This is a genomic window from Peribacillus sp. P4_D6 (assembly GCF_056401795.1).
Genome location: NZ_JBFUIQ010000087.1, coordinates 1 through 17,256, shown reverse-complemented (window position 1 = coordinate 17,256; position 17,256 = coordinate 1). Strand labels below are relative to the sequence as shown.

General features: G+C 42.3%; 20 protein-coding genes. 17 read left to right on the top strand and 3 right to left on the bottom strand.

The genetic code is table 11. The features are described 5' to 3' along the window. Positions 1 to 1,407 (top strand): penicillin-binding transpeptidase domain-containing protein (locus tag AC1DVB_RS19750; RefSeq protein WP_477590588.1); only part of this gene is annotated, 1,407 nt, incomplete at its 5' end. A gap of 88 nt (positions 1,408 to 1,495) precedes the next feature. Continuing rightward, a complete protein-coding gene (locus AC1DVB_RS19745; RefSeq protein ID WP_477590586.1) occupies positions 1,496 to 2,203 on the top strand; it encodes a YrrS family protein in 708 nt (235 codons plus the stop codon). 70 nt (positions 2,204 to 2,273) lie between these two features. Here AC1DVB_RS19745 and AC1DVB_RS19740 read toward each other — a convergent pair whose 3' ends face one another. Further along, positions 2,274 to 2,486, bottom strand: coding sequence for a DUF2536 family protein (locus AC1DVB_RS19740; protein ID WP_048682770.1), 213 nt, complete (start codon positions 2,484 to 2,486; stop codon positions 2,274 to 2,276). A 154-nt stretch (positions 2,487 to 2,640) separates the two neighbouring features. On the opposite strand from AC1DVB_RS19740, the gene AC1DVB_RS19735 reads away from it, so the two are divergent. The 8 genes from AC1DVB_RS19735 to AC1DVB_RS19700 all read left to right on the top strand — a co-directional run bounded on the left by AC1DVB_RS19735 (position 2,641) and on the right by AC1DVB_RS19700 (position 11,251). After that, complete coding sequence (locus tag AC1DVB_RS19735; RefSeq protein WP_034308611.1) at positions 2,641 to 3,279, top strand: class I SAM-dependent DNA methyltransferase; 639 nt, start codon at positions 2,641 to 2,643, stop codon at positions 3,277 to 3,279. 16 nt (positions 3,280 to 3,295) lie between these two features. Beyond that, positions 3,296 to 3,991 (top strand): 5'-methylthioadenosine/S-adenosylhomocysteine nucleosidase, encoded by a 696-nt coding sequence (gene mtnN / locus AC1DVB_RS19730; protein ID WP_095678546.1) that lies wholly within the window; start codon positions 3,296 to 3,298, stop codon positions 3,989 to 3,991. 94 nt (positions 3,992 to 4,085) lie between these two features. Then, on the top strand, positions 4,086 to 5,009 hold the full coding sequence (locus tag AC1DVB_RS19725; RefSeq protein ID WP_477590583.1) for a PLP-dependent cysteine synthase family protein: 924 nt from the start codon (positions 4,086 to 4,088) through the stop codon (positions 5,007 to 5,009). Position 5,010: 1 nt separating this feature from the next. After that, complete coding sequence (locus tag AC1DVB_RS19720) at positions 5,011 to 6,147, top strand: bifunctional cystathionine gamma-lyase/homocysteine desulfhydrase (protein ID WP_034308604.1); 1,137 nt, start codon at positions 5,011 to 5,013, stop codon at positions 6,145 to 6,147. Between the two features lie 116 nt (positions 6,148 to 6,263). Continuing rightward, a complete protein-coding gene (locus AC1DVB_RS19715) occupies positions 6,264 to 6,530 on the top strand; it encodes a YrhC family protein (protein WP_034308601.1) in 267 nt (88 codons plus the stop codon). A gap of 714 nt (positions 6,531 to 7,244) precedes the next feature. Beyond that, on the top strand, positions 7,245 to 7,385 hold the full coding sequence (locus AC1DVB_RS19710; protein ID WP_076365157.1) for a YrzI family small protein: 141 nt from the start codon (positions 7,245 to 7,247) through the stop codon (positions 7,383 to 7,385). A 700-nt stretch (positions 7,386 to 8,085) separates the two neighbouring features. Further along, entirely contained in the window at positions 8,086 to 8,808 is a 723-nt protein-coding gene (gene sigK, locus AC1DVB_RS19705) for an RNA polymerase sporulation sigma factor SigK (protein ID WP_034308596.1), read from the top strand. Positions 8,809 to 9,460: 652 nt separating this feature from the next. After that, positions 9,461 to 11,251, top strand: a complete 1,791-nt coding sequence (locus AC1DVB_RS19700) for a M3 family oligoendopeptidase (RefSeq protein ID WP_477590581.1) — start codon at positions 9,461 to 9,463, stop codon at positions 11,249 to 11,251. Between the two features lie 66 nt (positions 11,252 to 11,317). On the opposite strand, the gene pssA is transcribed toward AC1DVB_RS19700, so the two are convergent. Next, positions 11,318 to 11,857 carry a CDP-diacylglycerol--serine O-phosphatidyltransferase gene (gene pssA / locus AC1DVB_RS19695; protein ID WP_034308587.1) on the bottom strand — a complete coding sequence of 180 codons (540 nt, stop codon included), beginning with the start codon at positions 11,855 to 11,857 and terminating at the stop codon, positions 11,318 to 11,320. Between the two features lie 145 nt (positions 11,858 to 12,002). Here pssA and AC1DVB_RS19690 point away from each other — a divergent pair, with 145 nt between their 5' ends. Continuing rightward, positions 12,003 to 12,788, top strand: a complete 786-nt coding sequence (locus AC1DVB_RS19690; protein WP_095678549.1) for a phosphatidylserine decarboxylase — start codon at positions 12,003 to 12,005, stop codon at positions 12,786 to 12,788. A gap of 53 nt (positions 12,789 to 12,841) precedes the next feature. Here AC1DVB_RS19690 and AC1DVB_RS19685 read toward each other — a convergent pair whose 3' ends face one another. Then, positions 12,842 to 12,982 (bottom strand): sporulation histidine kinase inhibitor Sda, encoded by a 141-nt coding sequence (locus tag AC1DVB_RS19685; RefSeq protein WP_034311351.1) that lies wholly within the window; start codon positions 12,980 to 12,982, stop codon positions 12,842 to 12,844. Between the two features lie 466 nt (positions 12,983 to 13,448). On the opposite strand from AC1DVB_RS19685, the gene AC1DVB_RS19680 reads away from it, so the two are divergent. From AC1DVB_RS19680 to yqeK, 6 genes are all read left to right on the top strand, one after another. Continuing rightward, the gene (locus AC1DVB_RS19680; protein ID WP_477590579.1) at positions 13,449 to 13,970 is read left to right on the top strand and encodes a YqeG family HAD IIIA-type phosphatase; all 522 of its coding nucleotides are present in this window, start codon (positions 13,449 to 13,451) and stop codon (positions 13,968 to 13,970) included. Continuing rightward, positions 13,967 to 15,076, top strand: a complete 1,110-nt coding sequence (gene yqeH / locus AC1DVB_RS19675) for a ribosome biogenesis GTPase YqeH (RefSeq protein ID WP_222619913.1) — start codon at positions 13,967 to 13,969, stop codon at positions 15,074 to 15,076. The genes AC1DVB_RS19680 and yqeH overlap by 4 nt, the downstream gene beginning before the upstream one ends. Positions 15,077 to 15,096: 20 nt before the next feature. Beyond that, entirely contained in the window at positions 15,097 to 15,939 is an 843-nt protein-coding gene (aroE, locus tag AC1DVB_RS19670) for a shikimate dehydrogenase (protein WP_057278862.1), read from the top strand. Next, positions 15,933 to 16,223 (top strand): ribosome assembly RNA-binding protein YhbY, encoded by a 291-nt coding sequence (gene yhbY / locus AC1DVB_RS19665; protein WP_034308574.1) that lies wholly within the window; start codon positions 15,933 to 15,935, stop codon positions 16,221 to 16,223. Before aroE ends, yhbY begins: the two co-directional genes overlap by 7 nt. A gap of 11 nt (positions 16,224 to 16,234) precedes the next feature. Further along, on the top strand, positions 16,235 to 16,804 hold the full coding sequence (locus tag AC1DVB_RS19660) for a nicotinate-nucleotide adenylyltransferase (RefSeq protein WP_034308571.1): 570 nt from the start codon (positions 16,235 to 16,237) through the stop codon (positions 16,802 to 16,804). Continuing rightward, positions 16,794 to 17,256: bis(5'-nucleosyl)-tetraphosphatase (symmetrical) YqeK (yqeK, locus tag AC1DVB_RS19655; RefSeq protein ID WP_477590576.1), on the top strand; the 463-nt coding region annotated here is incomplete at its 3' end. The genes AC1DVB_RS19660 and yqeK, both read left to right, overlap by 11 nt.

The following is a 17,256-nucleotide window of genomic DNA, read 5'->3' as shown; positions in this document are numbered from 1 at the left end:
CCATTCGTATTTGGCGGGGATGAACCGATAGAGTTGACGTCCAGCCAATCGAAGGCAATCAATGAATTGAAGATTCCCGGGGTCTTTGCCGTGAATGAGAAATTATATCATGATCGAATGCCTGCAGCACAATTGATCGGAACGACGAATATATCTGATGCGGAAAAGAAAAAACGTTATCCGGACATGAATTTATCTCCTGAAACGAAAATAGGCAATACGGGACTGCAAAGGACCTTCGATGAGTTCTTGCTTTCCGCTGGGGAATCGAAGCTCGTTTTTCACGTGGACGCCAGCGGAGGACCGATGTTCGGTGTCGATGTTAAATATGTAGAACCAGCAAATCCGCTTTACCCGGTGAAGGTCATGACGACGATCGATAAAGAAATTCAGGAGAAAGCGGAGAAGCTCGTCGATGAACGCGGGATAAAAAAAGGCGGTCTCGTCCTGATAGATATCGAAAAAAGTGAAATCGTCGCCATGGTATCACGTCCGGCGCTTAATATAAAAGATCCAAATGGCGAAGGGGCCGTCAATATGATGCTGACTCAAAAAACGCCGGGTTCCGTCTTTAAAACGGTCACGGCAGCAGCGGCCATCGATTATGAAGCGGCCAGTCCCACCAGGACATTTAACTGTAATTTGACGATAGACGGCAAAACGGATAAACAGAGGGAACTGGGCGTACTTAATTTTGAAAATAGCTTTGCCCAAAGCTGTAATAGGACGTTTGCCGAATTGTCACAGGAAATAGCGGAGAAGGATCCGGACTTTTTGGACAAATATGCAAAAATGTTAGGGCTGGTTGGTGAAACGGGCTGGCAGGGGGACGTATATCACACGGAAGTCACTCAGCTGCATCATGAACAAACAGGAAAGGTCTGGCATGATGACGATTTAAAAAAGGATCCCAAAATGGTTGCCAAAACGGCAATTGGCCAGCAGGATGTCCAAACGACGCCGCTCGCGATTGCGAATATGATGGCAACGATTGCCCGCGGCGGCAAGAAGGAACAGGTCAAAGCCGTTTCCAAGGTCGAATTTAACAATAGTACGACCGTAGTCGATTTTCCCAATCAAAGCATTGGCGGCGAGAAACTGTCACCCTATACAGCGATGAAGATGCAGCATCTTCTTAGGAAGGTCGTGACGGAAGAGAAAGGGACGGGCGCCTCCTTGAGAGATTTGCCTGTGGAGGTCGCCGGCAAGTCCGGGACAGCTCAGACCAATATCGAAAAAGGGGAGCTCAATAAATGGTTTGCAGGCTACTTTCCATATAAAGATCCCAAATATGCTCTTGTTACCGTAAGTTTTGAAACGAAGGAAAACAGTTCCAGCATGACGCCTCTTTTTTCAGATATTGTAAAAGTCCTGTACTCGAAGGACCAGGACATTAGCGAGAATTGACGAAAAGTGTAGGAAACCCTTCCCTTCTATCTCTGGCTAAATCATGTTAAAATGAGGCAGTAAGAAATGGTAAGGGGAGGAATGGACCTTGGGCTCACGTTTCAATCAGAGAGATCAAAAAAGAAAAGTAAATAAAATATATAATATTGCAATCACCATCGTTTCCATTTTAATCGTCATTGTCGCAGTCTCGATTTTCTTAAGTGATGGTGGCACCGAAACAAAAAAAGCCACGACTGAACCAAAGCAAGTCGCCGAGACAGAAAAAGGGAAAGTAGTGGACAAACCTTCTGGCAAAGAGGAAGAAACGGATTCAGAGAAGGAAGACGCARTAGGTGATAGTGAAGCAACAAAAGAGGATGCCGAAAAAGAAGATAGTAAAGCAACAGAGGAAGATGCAGAAGAGAAGGCTGAAGATGATGCAGATTCAGAAAAAGCAGGAGATGCCCAACTTGTGGAAGTGGAAGGCAGCGGCGATGGCAATGTTGCGTCTGCATATACAAGTGAGAGTTGGAAACCAGTAGGAACGGAGCAATCCGGGGAGCACACTACCAGCTTCGAAAAGGGCTCGGTCGATTGGAATGAAATGAGTAAAGCGATAGCAAGCGGAGCTGGAATCGATGAAGGCAATATGAAGCTATGGTGGCTGCAAAACGGCGGTTCGTCGACCACGGCAATCGGTACGGTTTCTGAAGGAGACAACCCTAAAACATTCCGGGTTTATATTGAATGGGTGGACGGATCAGGTTGGAAACCTGTAAAAGTCGAAGAGCTGAAGACAAACGATAAAAGATAATGTTCAGAAAAAATGTATATACGAAAAACCCCCGAAAGGTATTCCGCTTTTCGGGGGTTTTTCATGGTGATCATTTTTTAGCTTTAAAGTGGACGACTGCACTATAAAAACGTCTGCCTTCTTCACTTACATACATTTGGTGTGACACGGATTCCACCTGAAGCATGATTGCTTTATTGATTTCAATTTGTGATTGGATTTTTTCTTCAAGATTCTTGATGCTTTCTGCCTCGAAAAATTCTATTTTATCTTCGAATAAGTTTAAGTCGAGTTGAAAACTCATGACTATTCCCCTCCAACATTCAGATACTGTTAGTTTACCACCATTTTGTCCGAATCTGAACCTAATGAATTTGCCTAAAAACAAGAACTGTTTCTCTGTTTATTTCATATTATGCTTATAGGTTTTATTATCTTATTATAAAAGGTGATTAAAAATGGGCAGAGAATTTATCGATTTATTTGAAGAATGGTCGAAATCGTATGATGATACGGTTGGTGGACACGATATTGAGTATCAAGAGGTTTTTAAACATTATGATGGCATATTGGACAGCGTCACCAATCGGGCTTTTGGTCATGTGCTGGAGTTCGGGGTGGGTACCGGGAATTTGACGGAAAGACTTTTGAAGAAGGGCCTAAAGGTATCGGGAATAGAACCTTCTCCTGCGATGAGGGAAATAGCGGTAAGCAAGCTGAGCGGAAAAACAGAAATTGTAGATGGTGATTTTATCGATTTTCCGAAGCCGGAACAGGTTGATTCGATTGTGAGTACGTACGCGTTTCATCATTTAACCGATGAAGAAAAAGAAAAAGCGATAGCCAACTATGGAAAGTTACTGAATACTGGTGGTAAAATAGTGTTTGCTGATACAATGTATCAATCAAAGGAAGCTCATGAACGAGCGATTCAAGATGCAAGGCAGGCAGGCTTTCATAATTTGGCGAACGATTTGCAAACGGAATATTATACTACGATTCCTTTTTTGGAAAAAGTGCTTGAAGCAAATGGATATAAAGTGAACTTCGAGCGCTGCAATCAATTCGTCTGGATCATGGAGGCGGAAAAATTATAGGAAGAGGTTTTTACTAATGAAGGTAGCCATAATCGGAGCAATGGAAGAAGAAGTTACGATTTTACGTGATAAATTGGAAGGGTTGGAGCAGGTGACCATTGCCGGTTCCGAGTTCAATACAGGCACACTGAATGGTATCGAGGTCATTTTACTTAAATCGGGTATCGGTAAAGTGAATGCGGCAATGTCCACTGCTATCCTGTTAGAAAAATTCAAACCGGATGCGGTCATCAATACTGGCTCTGCCGGCGGTTATCATCCAGATCTGAATGTAGGGGATGTGGTCATATCCACGGAAGTGCGGCACCATGATGTCGATGTGACGATTTTTGGATATGAATACGGTCAAGTCCCTCAGCTGCCTGCAGCTTTTACACCGGATGAAAAGCTTTTTGCAATCGCAGAAGAAGCAGCAAAAGAAATCGAGGATATACAAGTGGCGAAAGGGTTGATCGTGACGGGGGATTCTTTCATGAATGATCCTGTCAGGGTTGAATTCGTCAGAGGGAAATTCTCTGATTTATACGCGGTGGAAATGGAAGCGGCAGCCATTGCACAGGTAGCCTTCCAATTCAAAACACCGTTTGTCATCATTCGTTCCCTTTCGGATATCGCAGGTAAGGAGTCCAATATTTCCTTTGATAAATTCCTGGAAACTGCGGCTCTTCATTCAGCGGCACTGATTTTGAAAATGGTTGAAAAAATGAAATGAATGGTAAGTGATCAGCGGAAGCTTTTCTGCTGATCATTCTTTATTGCATAATCCTTATTAAATTGGTAGGATAACTATGAAAGGATGTCCGAATATGAAAGTCTTTAAAAATATTCATGAGCTGATAGGGGAAACGCCGATGATGGAAATCACCCATTTCCCGCTTCCGGATGAAGTCCGTATCTTTGCCAAACTGGAATACTTCAATCCGGGAGGCAGTGTGAAGGATCKGCTTGGTCAAGAACTGTTAGCCACAGCGCTGCAGACAGGGAAGGTGAAAAAGGGCGGGACGATCATCGAACCGACTGCCGGGAATACCGGGATTGGCTTGGCGTTGGCTGCGATAAACAGTGGGGTGGACGTGATATTTTGCGTTCCGGAGAAATTCAGTACCGAGAAACAGGAATTGATGCGTGCCCTTGGAGCGAATGTGATCCAAACCCCGACAGAGGAAGGGATGACAGGAGCAATCGCCAAGGCTAAGGCGCTGCTGGCTGAAATTCCGGGATCATATTGTCCCCAGCAGTTCGCCAACCCTTCCAATCCTGATGCCTATTATAAAACGCTGGGACCTGAAATATGGGAACAGATGGAAGGCGATGTGGATGTGTTTGTTGCCGGTGCCGGGACGGGCGGGACATTCATGGGAACATCGCGATATTTGAAAGAAAAGAACACTGCTGTCAAAACGGTCATTGTCGAACCAGAAGGATCGATTTTAAACGGCGGAAAAGCCGGACCCCATAAAACAGAGGGGATCGGGATGGAATTTCTACCCGCCTATATGGATGAAACGTATTTTGACGCAATCCATACGATAAGTGATCGTGACGCTTTCGATATGGTGAAGGAATTGGCGATTAAAGAAGGCCTTCTTGTCGGCAGTTCTTCCGGTGCGGCATTTGCAGCGGCCATGAAAGAAGCGGCCAAGGCTACCCCGGGGGCGAATATCGTCGTCATATTTCCGGATTCAAGTGAACGTTACTTAAGTAAAAAAATTTATCAGGGAGGAATGTAAAATGAGAAAAAAAACACAATTGATCCATGGCGGCATTTTTGGTGATGAACAAACAGGGGCGGTTTCGGTGCCGATTTATCAAGTGAGCACCTATAAACAGGATGGTCCGGGGAATCATCGGGGCTATGAATATTCCCGTACAGGCAACCCGACCCGCCATGCCCTCGAAGAATTGATCAAGGATCTCGAGGAAGGAAAAAGAGGTTTCGCCTTCGGATCAGGAATGGCAGCGATGACTGCGGTTATGATGCTGTTCAGTCATGGTGATCATGTATTGATGACAGATGATGTTTATGGAGGTTCTTTCCGGGTCATCACTAAAGTGCTTAACCGCTTTGGGGTGGAAGCTACGTTCATCAATACGAGTGACATACACTCGATCGAAAAAGAGATAAAGGACAATACGAAAGCACTGTTCATTGAAACTCCGACGAATCCATTATTGAAAATCACCGATTTGGAAGAAGTATCAAAAATAGCAAAAGAAAACGGCATCCTCACCATTGTGGACAATACCTTCAGTACGCCTTACTGGCAAAATCCGCTTTCACTTGGAGCCGATATCGTGCTTCATAGTGCAACGAAGTATCTGGGGGGACACAGCGATGTTGTAGCGGGTCTTGTCGTGGTGAATGATGAAAAGATTGGCAATGACCTTCATTTCATCCAAAACTCCACAGGAGGCGTGCTGGGGCCTCAGGATTCATGGTTGCTGATGCGAGGCATTAAAACGCTGGGAATCAGGATGGAAGAACATGAAAAAAACACATCTCAAATCGTTCGTTTCCTATCCGGGCATGAAGGCGTTTCGAAAATCTATTACCCAGGTCTTGAAAACCACCCAAATCATGATATTGCCAAAAAACAATCGCGTGGATTCGGCGGTATGGTTTCATTTGATGTCGGCAGTGCGGAAAAGGCCGAGTCCGTTTTGAACAAAGTGAGATACTTTACACTTGCGGAAAGTCTGGGGGCAGTGGAGAGCTTGATTTCCATTCCGGCTTTGATGACACATGCTTCCATTCCGGCTGAGCGTCGTGCAGAACTTGGGATAACGGATGGGTTGATTCGTATTTCAGTAGGTCTGGAAGATGTTGAAGACTTATTGGAAGACTTGGAACAAGCGCTGCAAGGATAATCGTTTAGGGACCCGAAATTCATAGCTGACTGCCATTATTTACACCCTGTCATTTGGAATAAATATGGTAGAATGAGATATCGATATCTTATTAGCTTGAAAGAAGGTGGAATGGCATGAAAAACCGCAAAAAACAAACGGCGGCAATGCTGCGTTCGAAAATGGTCGATTTTAAACAATTTGCGATCACTTTGTTATGTGTGGGTTCGTTCTTCTATATAGGAACCATCCTTCCCACTGGCGACAAAGCGATGATTGACACATATGTCTATATGGGAGCGACAATCATGTTCCTGGGCATATCCATAGTATTTTTCTCATTATCCAAAAAATATAAGAAGATCTTGGCCGAAATGGATGACCAGGACACTTTACAACAATAGAATCAAACCTTAGTTTAGACAAAGGGGTTTTATCTAAATTTCAAAACAAAGTCGTTGGAGCGGGTGTGCGAGACTCCTGCGGGAAAAGCGCGTCGAGGGGAGACCCCGCAGGCGCAAAAGCGCCGAGGGCGGACTGCCCGCGGAAAGCGAGTGCCTGAAGAGGAAATCGACGTTCGAGATTTTACAAACCCTCATTAAATCTGTAGACAAACTCGAGTTTGTCTACAGTCTGTCCTGATTCTTTTAAAGAATCAGGTTTTTTTTATTTTTCAATTGTTGTAGCCCATTAAGGGGCAGATTTATCATACGACTTACCTCCTTAAGGCAATAATGACTATTGAAAATGGGTAAAAAGATCGAAATTTTCAAATAAATAGGCAAAAGCCGTTTACAATTTCCAGATTTGTGGATATACTTACCAAGTAATAAAAAATATTCCAAAGGAGGTCGAAGAAAATGACATTGTATCTACATGGAGTCGTCGCAATCAGCCGGTCCGTTTCAAATGACAATCACATAACATTCGACCTGTGCCAAGCGGAATATTTCTAAAGCAATTTGGCTTTATTAATCATTCAGACATAGCGGCCGCAGGGAGAAGTGTTTTATCCTGCGGTCTTTTTATATTCTCTAAAAAAGCCCGCAGGAGGACGTAACTTTCTGCGGCCTTTTTATGCCTTTTTGTTGGGCCGCTCCCTTAAAGGAGGTGATATTATGACACTGAATATGCTTTTTTTCACAATCACGATTAAAATGAAAAAAATGACTGCCGAGGAATGTTTGCAACAGGAGAGAATCCACAAGATTCGAGAAGAACATCTAGATAAAGCGTTGAAGCATCGTCCTTTTTTCTAAAAACATATGAGGTAGGTATTCCGTTCATAAAAAAATTAAAGAAAGGTGGAGGTTAATATGTTGAACTTGTTTTACGTAAAAGGAGAGAAGCGTTGCTATTGGCAGGAGAAGGATACCGGCTAACGTATTTGCCGGTGCATGGCCAGCATTGTCATGGTTTGTATGTATAAGAACAGCGGAAAATGGCATTGGAAACGTGATGGATTGAAGAGATGTTGATCAAGATGGTCATGACGCTGATCAACTCGGAACGCCAACGTTAGATATGAATAGGTAAAATGGGAAAACTCGGCCTGATGGCCGAGTTTTTTCTTTGCCTGAATCAGCAGCACGGACCTGACCCACCATAACCAAATCCACATCCCGGCAACCACCAAAACCCGAAAATGAGCAATAAAATCAGGAGGACAATAAACAGGCCATAACCAAAGCCGTAACCGGACCCTGAATAACAAGGCGCAGGAGCCGGATAACCATAGCTGCATCCGTATGGTCCATAGTTATATCCCATCGCAAAAACCCCCTTTCCTAAAAAATTCCCTATCATTATATGAACATTTGCCTTCGTTCGTTTGGGAATTCATCCAGGCTGGTTTGAACATTTAACACTTTCACGATTTCTTTTAGCGGGACAGGCACGAACAAGCCCACTGTTGCATAGGTATGAATAGGGAAGCCAAAGAAACGGGGGATGAAGCCAATGCCCGGAATACTTACAGTTGTCGGTTATATTATCAAAGAATTTTACTTATTCGTTTCCTATGTGAAAAACAATGCTTTTCCCCAGCCCTTGTCATCTCAGGATGAAAAGAAATATCTGAAGCTTATGAGTGAGGGGGACGGTGATGCCCGTAACATCCTGATCGAGCATAATCTCAGGCTTGTTGCCCATATCGTCAAGAAATTCGAGAATACGGGCGAAGATACAGAGGATTTGATTTCGATTGGGACAATTGGTTTGATAAAGGCCATTGAGAGTTATTCGGATGGGAAGGGTACGAAGCTGGCCACATATGCGGCGCGATGCATTGAGAATGAGATATTGATGCATTTACGAGCGACAAAGAAAACAAAGAAAGATATTTCCCTGCATGATCCGATCGGTCAGGATAAAGAAGGAAATGAAATCAGTTTAATCGATGTACTGAAATCGGAATCGGAAGATGTCATCGATACGATTCAGCTCAATATGGAAATTGAAAAAGTGAAAAAGTATATTGATATTTTGGATGAACGCGAAAAGGAAGTCATCGTAGGCAGGTTTGGACTGGATTTGAAAAAGGAGAAAACCCAGAGGGAAATCGCTAAAGAGCTTGGCATTTCCCGCAGTTATGTATCAAGGATCGAAAAACGTGCTTTGATGAAGATGTTCCATGAATTTTACAGGGCAGAAAAAGAGAAGGAAAAGAAAGCTAAAGGATAGGAATGGTAAACAAAAAGAGTGCGGGGAAATTCCCCGCACTCTTTTTTTAATATTTATTTCTGATCAAATCTGTAAATGCATGATAAATCTCGATTCCCTGAAAAAGGAACAGACGTGAAGCGGTTAAAGAAAAGACCCCTACCATAATTAGTCGAAACCACATATGAATCACTCCTCCATTTTATTTTTTATAAAATGTCAGAGCGTGAGGCTACGTAATTCGCCTGATAAAAAACGGGACTGAGATATCGCCGTCGAAGATTCGAGGGAAAATAAAGAAAGCCCAAAATGGTAAATTCGAAAATGAGTATTACGATAAGTGACTGCCATGAACTAAAGGACGGCACGAAAGGCTGTTTCTTGTCGGCCTTATCCCAATGGTGAACATCGGTATGTTCTTCAATGGTTAGCTGCTGTGCATGATGGTGGAACTGTATGGGCAGTGTCCAAAGGAGCAGGATGATGGCAGACATGTGAATAAAGAATTTCATATGAATCAACCACCCCTTTCCCAAGATTATATTCATCATAACATGCTTTTAATCTGGGATATAGAAAAATGTTCTGAAAAATACTGAAAATTCCTTTTAATTAGAAAAATATTGAATGAACCTCTATAATGGGGTTAGTGATAAAAAGGGGGCAATTTAGTATGGGATATTCTATGACATGGGATTTGGATATCTTTTTTAAAGGGGGAAGCTCTTCTAAGGAGTTCCTGATTTTTTTAGATGAATTCAACGAAGAGGTAAAAGAATTGGACAGGCTTGTAAGCAATATCAATCCGGTAAGAAATGATGAATTCAGTTTAATCCAGGCATTTGATCTTTTTAAAAATACAAATATGAAATCTTCGCAGGCAGGTGCTTTCATTGGATGCCTGGAAGCTCAAAATGCGCAGGATAAGAAGGCTGGTCAGCTGCGGATCAAACAAATGAAGATAGTCGCTTCACTAAAAATGGTGTTAAGCAAGCTGGATGAAAAGTTGATGCAGCTTGATGATGCATTTTTCATGAAAATCCTCGAAAAAGAACCATTGAATGAATTGAAATTCGTATTGAATGAACGTCGGGAAAAGGCAAAGGAAAAGCTTTCCGTGAAGGAAGAATCATTAATCACCCAATTGGCCATGGACGGTTTTGAAGGTTGGAGCCAAATGTATGATACGATCGTCGGTTCAATGACCATCCCTTATAAGGGTGAAAAGCTTTCTKTAGGCCAAGCGGCGAATAAATTTTCTGATCCTGATGAAAGGACCCGGAAAGAATTATTTACTGCGTGGGAACAGGCTTGGGAGGAAAAAAGTGACCTGTTTGCCCGGACTTTGAACCATTTGGCTGGCTTCCGTCTCAGTGTGAATGAAAAAAGGGGCTGGGATGATATTTTGAAAGAGCCTCTTGAAATAGGAAGGATGAAAAAAGAAACCCTCGAAAGCATGTGGAATGTAATTGCCGATCATAAAGAGCCGCTTGTAAGATTTTTAAAAAGGAAAGCGGAGTTACTGGATTTRGATAAATTAAGTTGGGCGGATTTGGATGCACCGCTCGCTRTTACGGCAGAATCCAAAGTAATGGATTATCAAGAAGGTGCAGACTTCATCATCCAGCAATTCGCTAAATTCGGCTCTCAATTAGCGAACTTCACCCAAAAAGCTTTTGAAGACAGCTGGATTGAAGCTGAGGACAGACCAGGTAAGAGACCAGGCGGTTTTTGCACCGGCTTTCCATTGAATAAGCAGTCAAGAATTTTCATGACGTATTCGGGCACACCGTCCAATGTATCGACATTGGCTCATGAATTGGGACATGCATTCCATTCTTATGCGATGAGGGATATCCATCCATTGAATCGGTCATATGCAATGAATGTGGCGGAAACCGCTTCCACTTTTGCTGAAATGGTCGTAGCGGATGCAGCTGTTAAGGAAGCAGCCAGTGAGGAAGAAAAGCTGGTGCTTTTAGAAGATAAAATTCAGCGTTCCGTGGCATTATTGATGAATATCCACGCCCGCTACTTATTCGAAACTAGGTTTTATGACGAGAGGAAGCAAGGATATGTCAGTGCCGAACGGTTGAATGGACTGATGGTCGATGCACAAAAAGAAGCTTATGGCGATGCTTTAAGTGATTATAATCCAACTTTCTGGGCTTCAAAGCTCCATTTTTATATTACAGGTGTACCATTTTATAATTTTCCGTACACATTCGGTTACTTATTCTCATTAGGCATATACGCGAATGCTCTGAAAGAACCTGAAGGATTCGAAGAAAAATATATCGCTCTATTAAAGGATACCGGTTCCATGAAGGTCGAGGATTTGGCGGAGAAACATTTAGGCGTCGATTTAAAGACCCGGGATTTTTGGGAGGAAGCAGTCAATGCCTGCATGGAGGATGTAGAAGAATTCATGCGTTTGACCGACCCGTTAGTCCGAAAAGCATAAGATGGGTTTAGGTGGAATAGGAACAAAAGAAAGCGGATGTCCGGTTTAGGACATCCGCTTTTCTTATTAAACTTTCTTCAGTTTAAATGGACTGACCATGAGTAATGATAATATAATCATGAGGGATAAGAAAAAGACCGGATGGAAATACGGAATGGCTAAATAACTTAAAGTGGCGATGCAGCCCGCAACCGTAATGGGCACTCCAGTAAAATATCCATTGCTTTCACTTATATTGAAGCGGGCGAGACGAAACGCGCCACAGCCAATATAGAAAACCGTGAAGAGTGTGCCAGGTGCTCCGAATTCTATCAATATTCCTTGGTATAATAATAGAGCCGGTGCGACGCCAAAGGATATGATGTCACACATGGAATCAAGTTGCTTACCCAATTCCGATTCAATGTTGAATTTCCGTGCAACCATACCGTCAAAGCGATCTGCAAGGGCAGCCAGGAAGATTAAAAGCAAGCTTAAATTCAATTGACCGTGCATCACGGCAATTATCGCAAATCCACCAAGGGATAAATTAATTAAGGTAAGTATATTTGCTGTTTGTGCTTTCACTTTTTTAATGGTTTGATCTAGGGCGTGTAATAAAAACATCTTTTCACTCCTTTCAAGTGAAACAAATTAAAACAAAATATAGTAAACATAAGTATTTATTATATAATAATATTTTATTTAATACAATTTATGCAAGAGGATTTTAGAATAATTTTACAATTTTACAATTTGGAGTGGTTATATTTTGTTTCAGTCTTTGTATCGCGTTCTTATTGAACTGACGAATGGTCAGTATTCATCAGGTTTATTAAAACACTTTAGCCAATCTCGTTGGAGCAGGCCCTTAATTTTACTTTATGTAAAAACATTCAAGCTTAATACACAGGAATTTGGTAAGGAGTTAAAAGCATATACCAATTTGCACGAGCTATTTACAAGGCAGTTAAAGGCTGACGCGAGGCCAATTACGGCAGTTCCATCTGCTGTAGCTTGTCCCGTGGACGGTGTTCTTGAGGACTCAGGGGAGATACACGCTGATAAAAAGATCGTCGTTAAGGGAAAGGTATATTCAATGGAGGAAATGCTCGGGGATGAGCTTTTATTGGAAAAGTACTTAGGCGGCAAATATCTCGTGTTATACTTAAGCCCGAGTCATTACCATAGGATCCATGCGCCTATCAAGGGTTCCGTGGTCAAGCGATGGACGCTTGGAAGGAAATCATACCCCGTTAATAAATGGGGGATGAAATATGGAAAAGAGCCTTTATCAAAAAATTACCGGACAATAACTGAACTACAAAATGAGGCGGGAAATCTGGCAATGGTGAAAGTCGGGGCCATGTTCATAAATTCGATCGTCATTACTGATGCTTCGGATCAATTGGAAAAAGGGCAGGAGTTTTCTTATTTCAGCTTTGGGTCCACAGTTGTGCTTCTTTTTGAAAAAGGAAGTTTTGAACTTGAAGGAAACATATCCATACCCGCAGATGTCCGTGTAGGTGAAACAATCGGATTCATGAGAGCGGTCTAACTTCAAATATAAAATAAGAGGCTGACATTTGATGTCAGCCTATGTATTTCATATTAAAATATGGACCGGATTTTATGTGTTAGGGACCTTCGATGAATTTCCGTTTCTATGAGGCGGATGAAATCGGTACTCAACTTTAAATTCTGTGCTTTAAAATAGGATTCAAGCAACAGGTCATCAGATAGTTTTTGCATCAGAACGCCACTTAAGGGCTGCTCACCTCCAGTAGGGATTGCGAGGAATAATTTGGTGTTTACCTGCATATATTGATAAGTCTTCCTTGATGTACCCCTACTGTATCAGAAATAAACTTGGAGAACAATCGTTCTGTTATCCACAGATGAAAGTGGATAACCTGTGGTTAAGTTGTTTGCAAAGTGAACGAAATGGTGCCCATCAGTATGGAAAATGTTAGTAAAGTTATCCACAGGTTGAATAAATGAATTTTTTGTCGAAATCTTTTATGAATAATTAGTTCTTTGGTTCTGGTCTGCCTGCAAATTTCCCATTATTTAATGAAAAATGCCTTTCCATATCAGATAACATACATTATGATGTTTCTTTACCGTCAGCCATTCTTTCCTAATTTTTTTTGAAAGTGGGCTGAAAATTCGATATGATGGAAACGGTAAATTTTAATGAAAATATAGAGGTGCCAATATGCTTAAATTATTTTTGCCGAGTGAACATGTTAAAAGCATTTTTAATATAGATCCTCAAGAATTGAAAAAAAGAGGGATTAAGGGCGTCATTACCGATTTGGATAATACTCTCGTTGAATGGGACAGGCCGACTGCCACCCCCGATTTAATCAAATGGTTCGACAATATGCGGGATCATGGGATTTTAGTGACGATTGTGTCCAATAATAATGAAAATCGGGTTCGGGCTTTTTCCGATCCGCTTCACATTCCATTTATCTTCCAGGCCAGAAAACCGATGGCAAGGGCTTTCCATAAAGCCCGTAAGACAATGGGGTTGAAATTAGAAGAAACGGTGGTAATCGGCGATCAGTTATTGACGGATGTATTGGGAGGGAACAGAGGCGGGTTTCATACGATCTTAGTGGTTCCTGTCGCACAAACCGACGAATTCAGAACAAGGATCAATCGTTATTTTGAAAGTAAGATCATGGCGTTTTTTAAACGAAAAGGAATGATAGAATGGGAGGATCACAATTGAACAATCATCAAGAATTAGTGTGCATCGGCTGCGGTGTGAAGGTCCAGACTGAAGATCCGAAGGAGTTGGGCTTTGCCCCTAAATCGGCTCTGGAAAAAGAGAGCATCGTTTGTCAGCGCTGCTTTAAATTGAAACATTATAACGAAGTTCAGGATGTATCCTTAACAGACGATGACTTCTTGAAAATCTTGAATAAAGTAGGCGAAACCGACTCTTTAATCGTCAAAATCGTCGATATTTTTGATTTCAATGGAAGCTGGCTGCCTGGCCTTCATCGATTTGTAGGAAGAAATGATGTTCTTCTGATCGGAAATAAGGTCGATTTATTGCCTAAATCGGTAAAACCGAACAAGTTGATCAATTGGATGAAGCAATCGTCGAAGGAATTGGGTCTTAACCCGATCGATGTCCTGCTTGTCAGTGCGGAAAAGGGAAAGCACATACTTGAAGCGGCGGATGCGATCGAGCGGTATCGCAGAGGAAAAGATGTCTATGTGGTGGGCTGTACGAATGTAGGAAAATCGACTTTCATCAACCGTCTTATAAAAGAAGTGAGCGGTGAAAGTGATATCATCACGACTTCCCACTTCCCTGGGACTACCTTGGATATGATTGAAATTCCTTTGGATGATGAACAGGCATTGATCGATACACCTGGAATCATTAATCATCATCAAATGGCTCACTATGTGGACAAACGGGACTTCAAGGTGATTATGCCGAAAAAGGAAATCAAGCCGAGAGTGTACCAACTGAATGAAGGGCAGACGCTATTTTTTGGAGGGTTGGCCAGGTTGGACTATGTTTCAGGCGGAAGGCGTTCATTGACTTGCTACCTTTCGAACGAATTGAATATTCACCGTACGAAACTGGAAAATGCCGATGAATTGTATAAAAACCATGCCGGGGAATTACTGACTCCCCCACGGCCGGAACAAATCGAGGAATTTCCGAAGCTGATTCCACATGAATTTTCCTTGAAAGATGGTAAAATGGATATTGTGTTTTCTGGTCTTGGCTGGGTGACGGTCAATGAGCCAGGGGCGAAAATCGTTGCACATGTTCCAAAGGGCGTCAATGTGATCGTTCGCAAATCATTAATCTAAATATAGGGGTCGTCTAGTCTATGAAAAAGATATATGGGGTAATGGGAGATCCAATTGCACATTCGATGTCACCGGACATTCATAATGATGCATTTGAAAAAGAAAATATAGAAGCGGTTTATCACCATTTTCATGTGACGAAAGAAGGTTTGAACGATGCCGTGAAAGGCATGAAAGCCCTTGGTATAGAAGGGTTTAACATCACGATACCTCATAAGACTTCAATCATCCCTTTCCTTGATGAAGTGGATGAACTGGCCCTGGCAATCGGGGCTGTAAATACGGTTGTTAACAAAAATGGTCGGTTTATAGGGTATAATACAGACGGAAAAGGATTTTTTAAATCTTTATGCGATGAAATATCAGGTGACATCAAGGCTAAAAAAACGTTAGTGATCGGAGCGGGCGGTGCTGCGCGTGCGATTTATTTTACCCTCGTGAAAGAAGGGGTAAAGCAAGTTGATATTGCAAACCGGACAAATGAAAGAGCGGCCCAGCTTGTTTCTGATTGCCCTTATGATAAAGTATCGAAGGCACTCTCGATTATCGAAGCGGAAGAAAGCTTATCACAATATGATTTAATCATCCAAACGACTTCTTCTGGAATGAGTCCTGAACTGGATCATTCGCCGTTAAAGGTCGACCAGCTTAAAACCGGTGCAATTGTCAGTGATATCATCTATAACCCTCTGCAAACCAAGCTGCTGCGTGAAGCTGGGGAAAAAGGGGCGGAAACGCAAAATGGTCTGGGAATGTTCATCAACCAGGCTGCGCTTGCCTTTGAGATATGGACAGGCATTATGCCGGATACAGCAAGAATGACAGATATTGTCTTGAACAAACTAGGAGGTAACACATGTTAACAGGAAAACAAAAAAGATTTTTACGATCAAAGGCCCATCACCTCAATCCAATTTTTCAAGTTGGTAAAGGCGGAGTCAATGATAATCTCATCAAGCAAATTGGTGAGGCGCTTGAAGTACGTGAATTGATCAAGGTCAGCATCCTGCAAAACTGTGAAGAGGACCGCAATGATGTGGGGCTTACTTTATCAAAAGGTGCACGGGCTGAATTGGTTCAGATTATCGGCAACACAATTGTGCTGTATAAAGAATCAAAAGAAAACAAACAACTTAAATTACCTTAAGGAACCTATCTATGAAAAAAATTGGAATTCTTGGCGGTACATTCAACCCTCCGCATATCGGGCATTTAATTATAGCCAATGAAGTGCTGGATGCCCTTGAGCTAGATGAAATCAGGTTCATGCCAAATCACGTTCCTCCACATAAGGAAAAATCGGAGGAAGTAACCGATATGGACAGGCTGGCCATGTTGGAAAACGCGATAGCCGGAAACCCATCTTTTTATATTGAGGGTATTGAAATAGAAAGAAAAGGCACATCTTATACGTATGACACGATAAAATTGCTTAAAGAACTTGAGCCAGCCAATGAGTTCTATTTCATAATTGGCGCAGATATGATTGAGTACTTACCGAATTGGCATCGTATCGACGAGCTGGTGCATATGGTCAATTTCGTCGGGGTGAAGCGCCCTGGATATAATGAGAATACCTTATACCCGATCACGATGGTGAAAGTCCCGCAGATGTTCATTTCGTCTTCCATGATACGAAGGAAGTTAAGGACAGGGAAAACCGTGAAATATTTAATAGCAGATCCAGTGGTGAAGTATATTAAAGGGAATGGTTTATATGAATCGTGAGAAAGCATTGGCGCTGGTCAAAGAACAAATCACCGAGCGCAGGTACATTCATACCTTGGGTGTGGTCGAGTCAGCGATTGAACTTGCTGAACGATATGGTGCCGACGTCAAAAAAGCGGAACTTGCAGCCATTTTCCATGATTATGCAAAATTTCGTCCTAAAGAAGAAATGGAGCAAATAATAATCACTGAAAAAATGGACCCGGCGTTACTTGAATATAATATGGAGCTGTGGCACGCTCCTGTCGGGGCTTATCTGGTGAATAAGGAAGCAGGCATTCAGGACGCTGAAATCTTGGATGCGATTGCCTATCACACGTCTGGCAGGGTTGGCATGAGCCTTTTGGATAAAGTCGTATACCTTGCTGATTATATCGAGCCGGGGCGTTCTTTTCCCGGTGTCGACGAAGTCAGGCAGACAGCAAAGCAAAATTTGGATCATGCTGTCATCC

Bases quoted from the DNA above. Each gene is read 5' to 3' on its own strand.
- AC1DVB_RS19740 (WP_048682770.1), bottom strand. From the start codon at position 2,486: ATGAGTTTTCAACTCGACTTAAACTTATTCGAAGATAAAATAGAATTT.
- AC1DVB_RS19735 (WP_034308611.1), top strand. From the start codon at position 2,641: ATGGGCAGAGAATTTATCGATTTATTTGAAGAATGGTCGAAATCGTAT.
- mtnN (WP_095678546.1), top strand. From the start codon at position 3,296: ATGAAGGTAGCCATAATCGGAGCAATGGAAGAAGAAGTTACGATTTTA.
- AC1DVB_RS19720 (WP_034308604.1), top strand. From the start codon at position 5,011: ATGAGAAAAAAAACACAATTGATCCATGGCGGCATTTTTGGTGATGAA.
- AC1DVB_RS19715 (WP_034308601.1), top strand. From the start codon at position 6,264: ATGAAAAACCGCAAAAAACAAACGGCGGCAATGCTGCGTTCGAAAATG.
- AC1DVB_RS19710 (WP_076365157.1), top strand. From the start codon at position 7,245: ATGACACTGAATATGCTTTTTTTCACAATCACGATTAAAATGAAAAAA.
- sigK (WP_034308596.1), top strand. From the start codon at position 8,086: ATGCCCGGAATACTTACAGTTGTCGGTTATATTATCAAAGAATTTTAC.
- pssA (WP_034308587.1), bottom strand. From the start codon at position 11,857: ATGTTTTTATTACACGCCCTAGATCAAACCATTAAAAAAGTGAAAGCA.
- AC1DVB_RS19685 (WP_034311351.1), bottom strand. From the start codon at position 12,982: ATGCAAAAACTATCTGATGACCTGTTGCTTGAATCCTATTTTAAAGCA.
- AC1DVB_RS19680 (WP_477590579.1), top strand. From the start codon at position 13,449: ATGCTTAAATTATTTTTGCCGAGTGAACATGTTAAAAGCATTTTTAAT.
- aroE (WP_057278862.1), top strand. From the start codon at position 15,097: ATGAAAAAGATATATGGGGTAATGGGAGATCCAATTGCACATTCGATG.
- yhbY (WP_034308574.1), top strand. From the start codon at position 15,933: ATGTTAACAGGAAAACAAAAAAGATTTTTACGATCAAAGGCCCATCAC.
- AC1DVB_RS19660 (WP_034308571.1), top strand. From the start codon at position 16,235: ATGAAAAAAATTGGAATTCTTGGCGGTACATTCAACCCTCCGCATATC.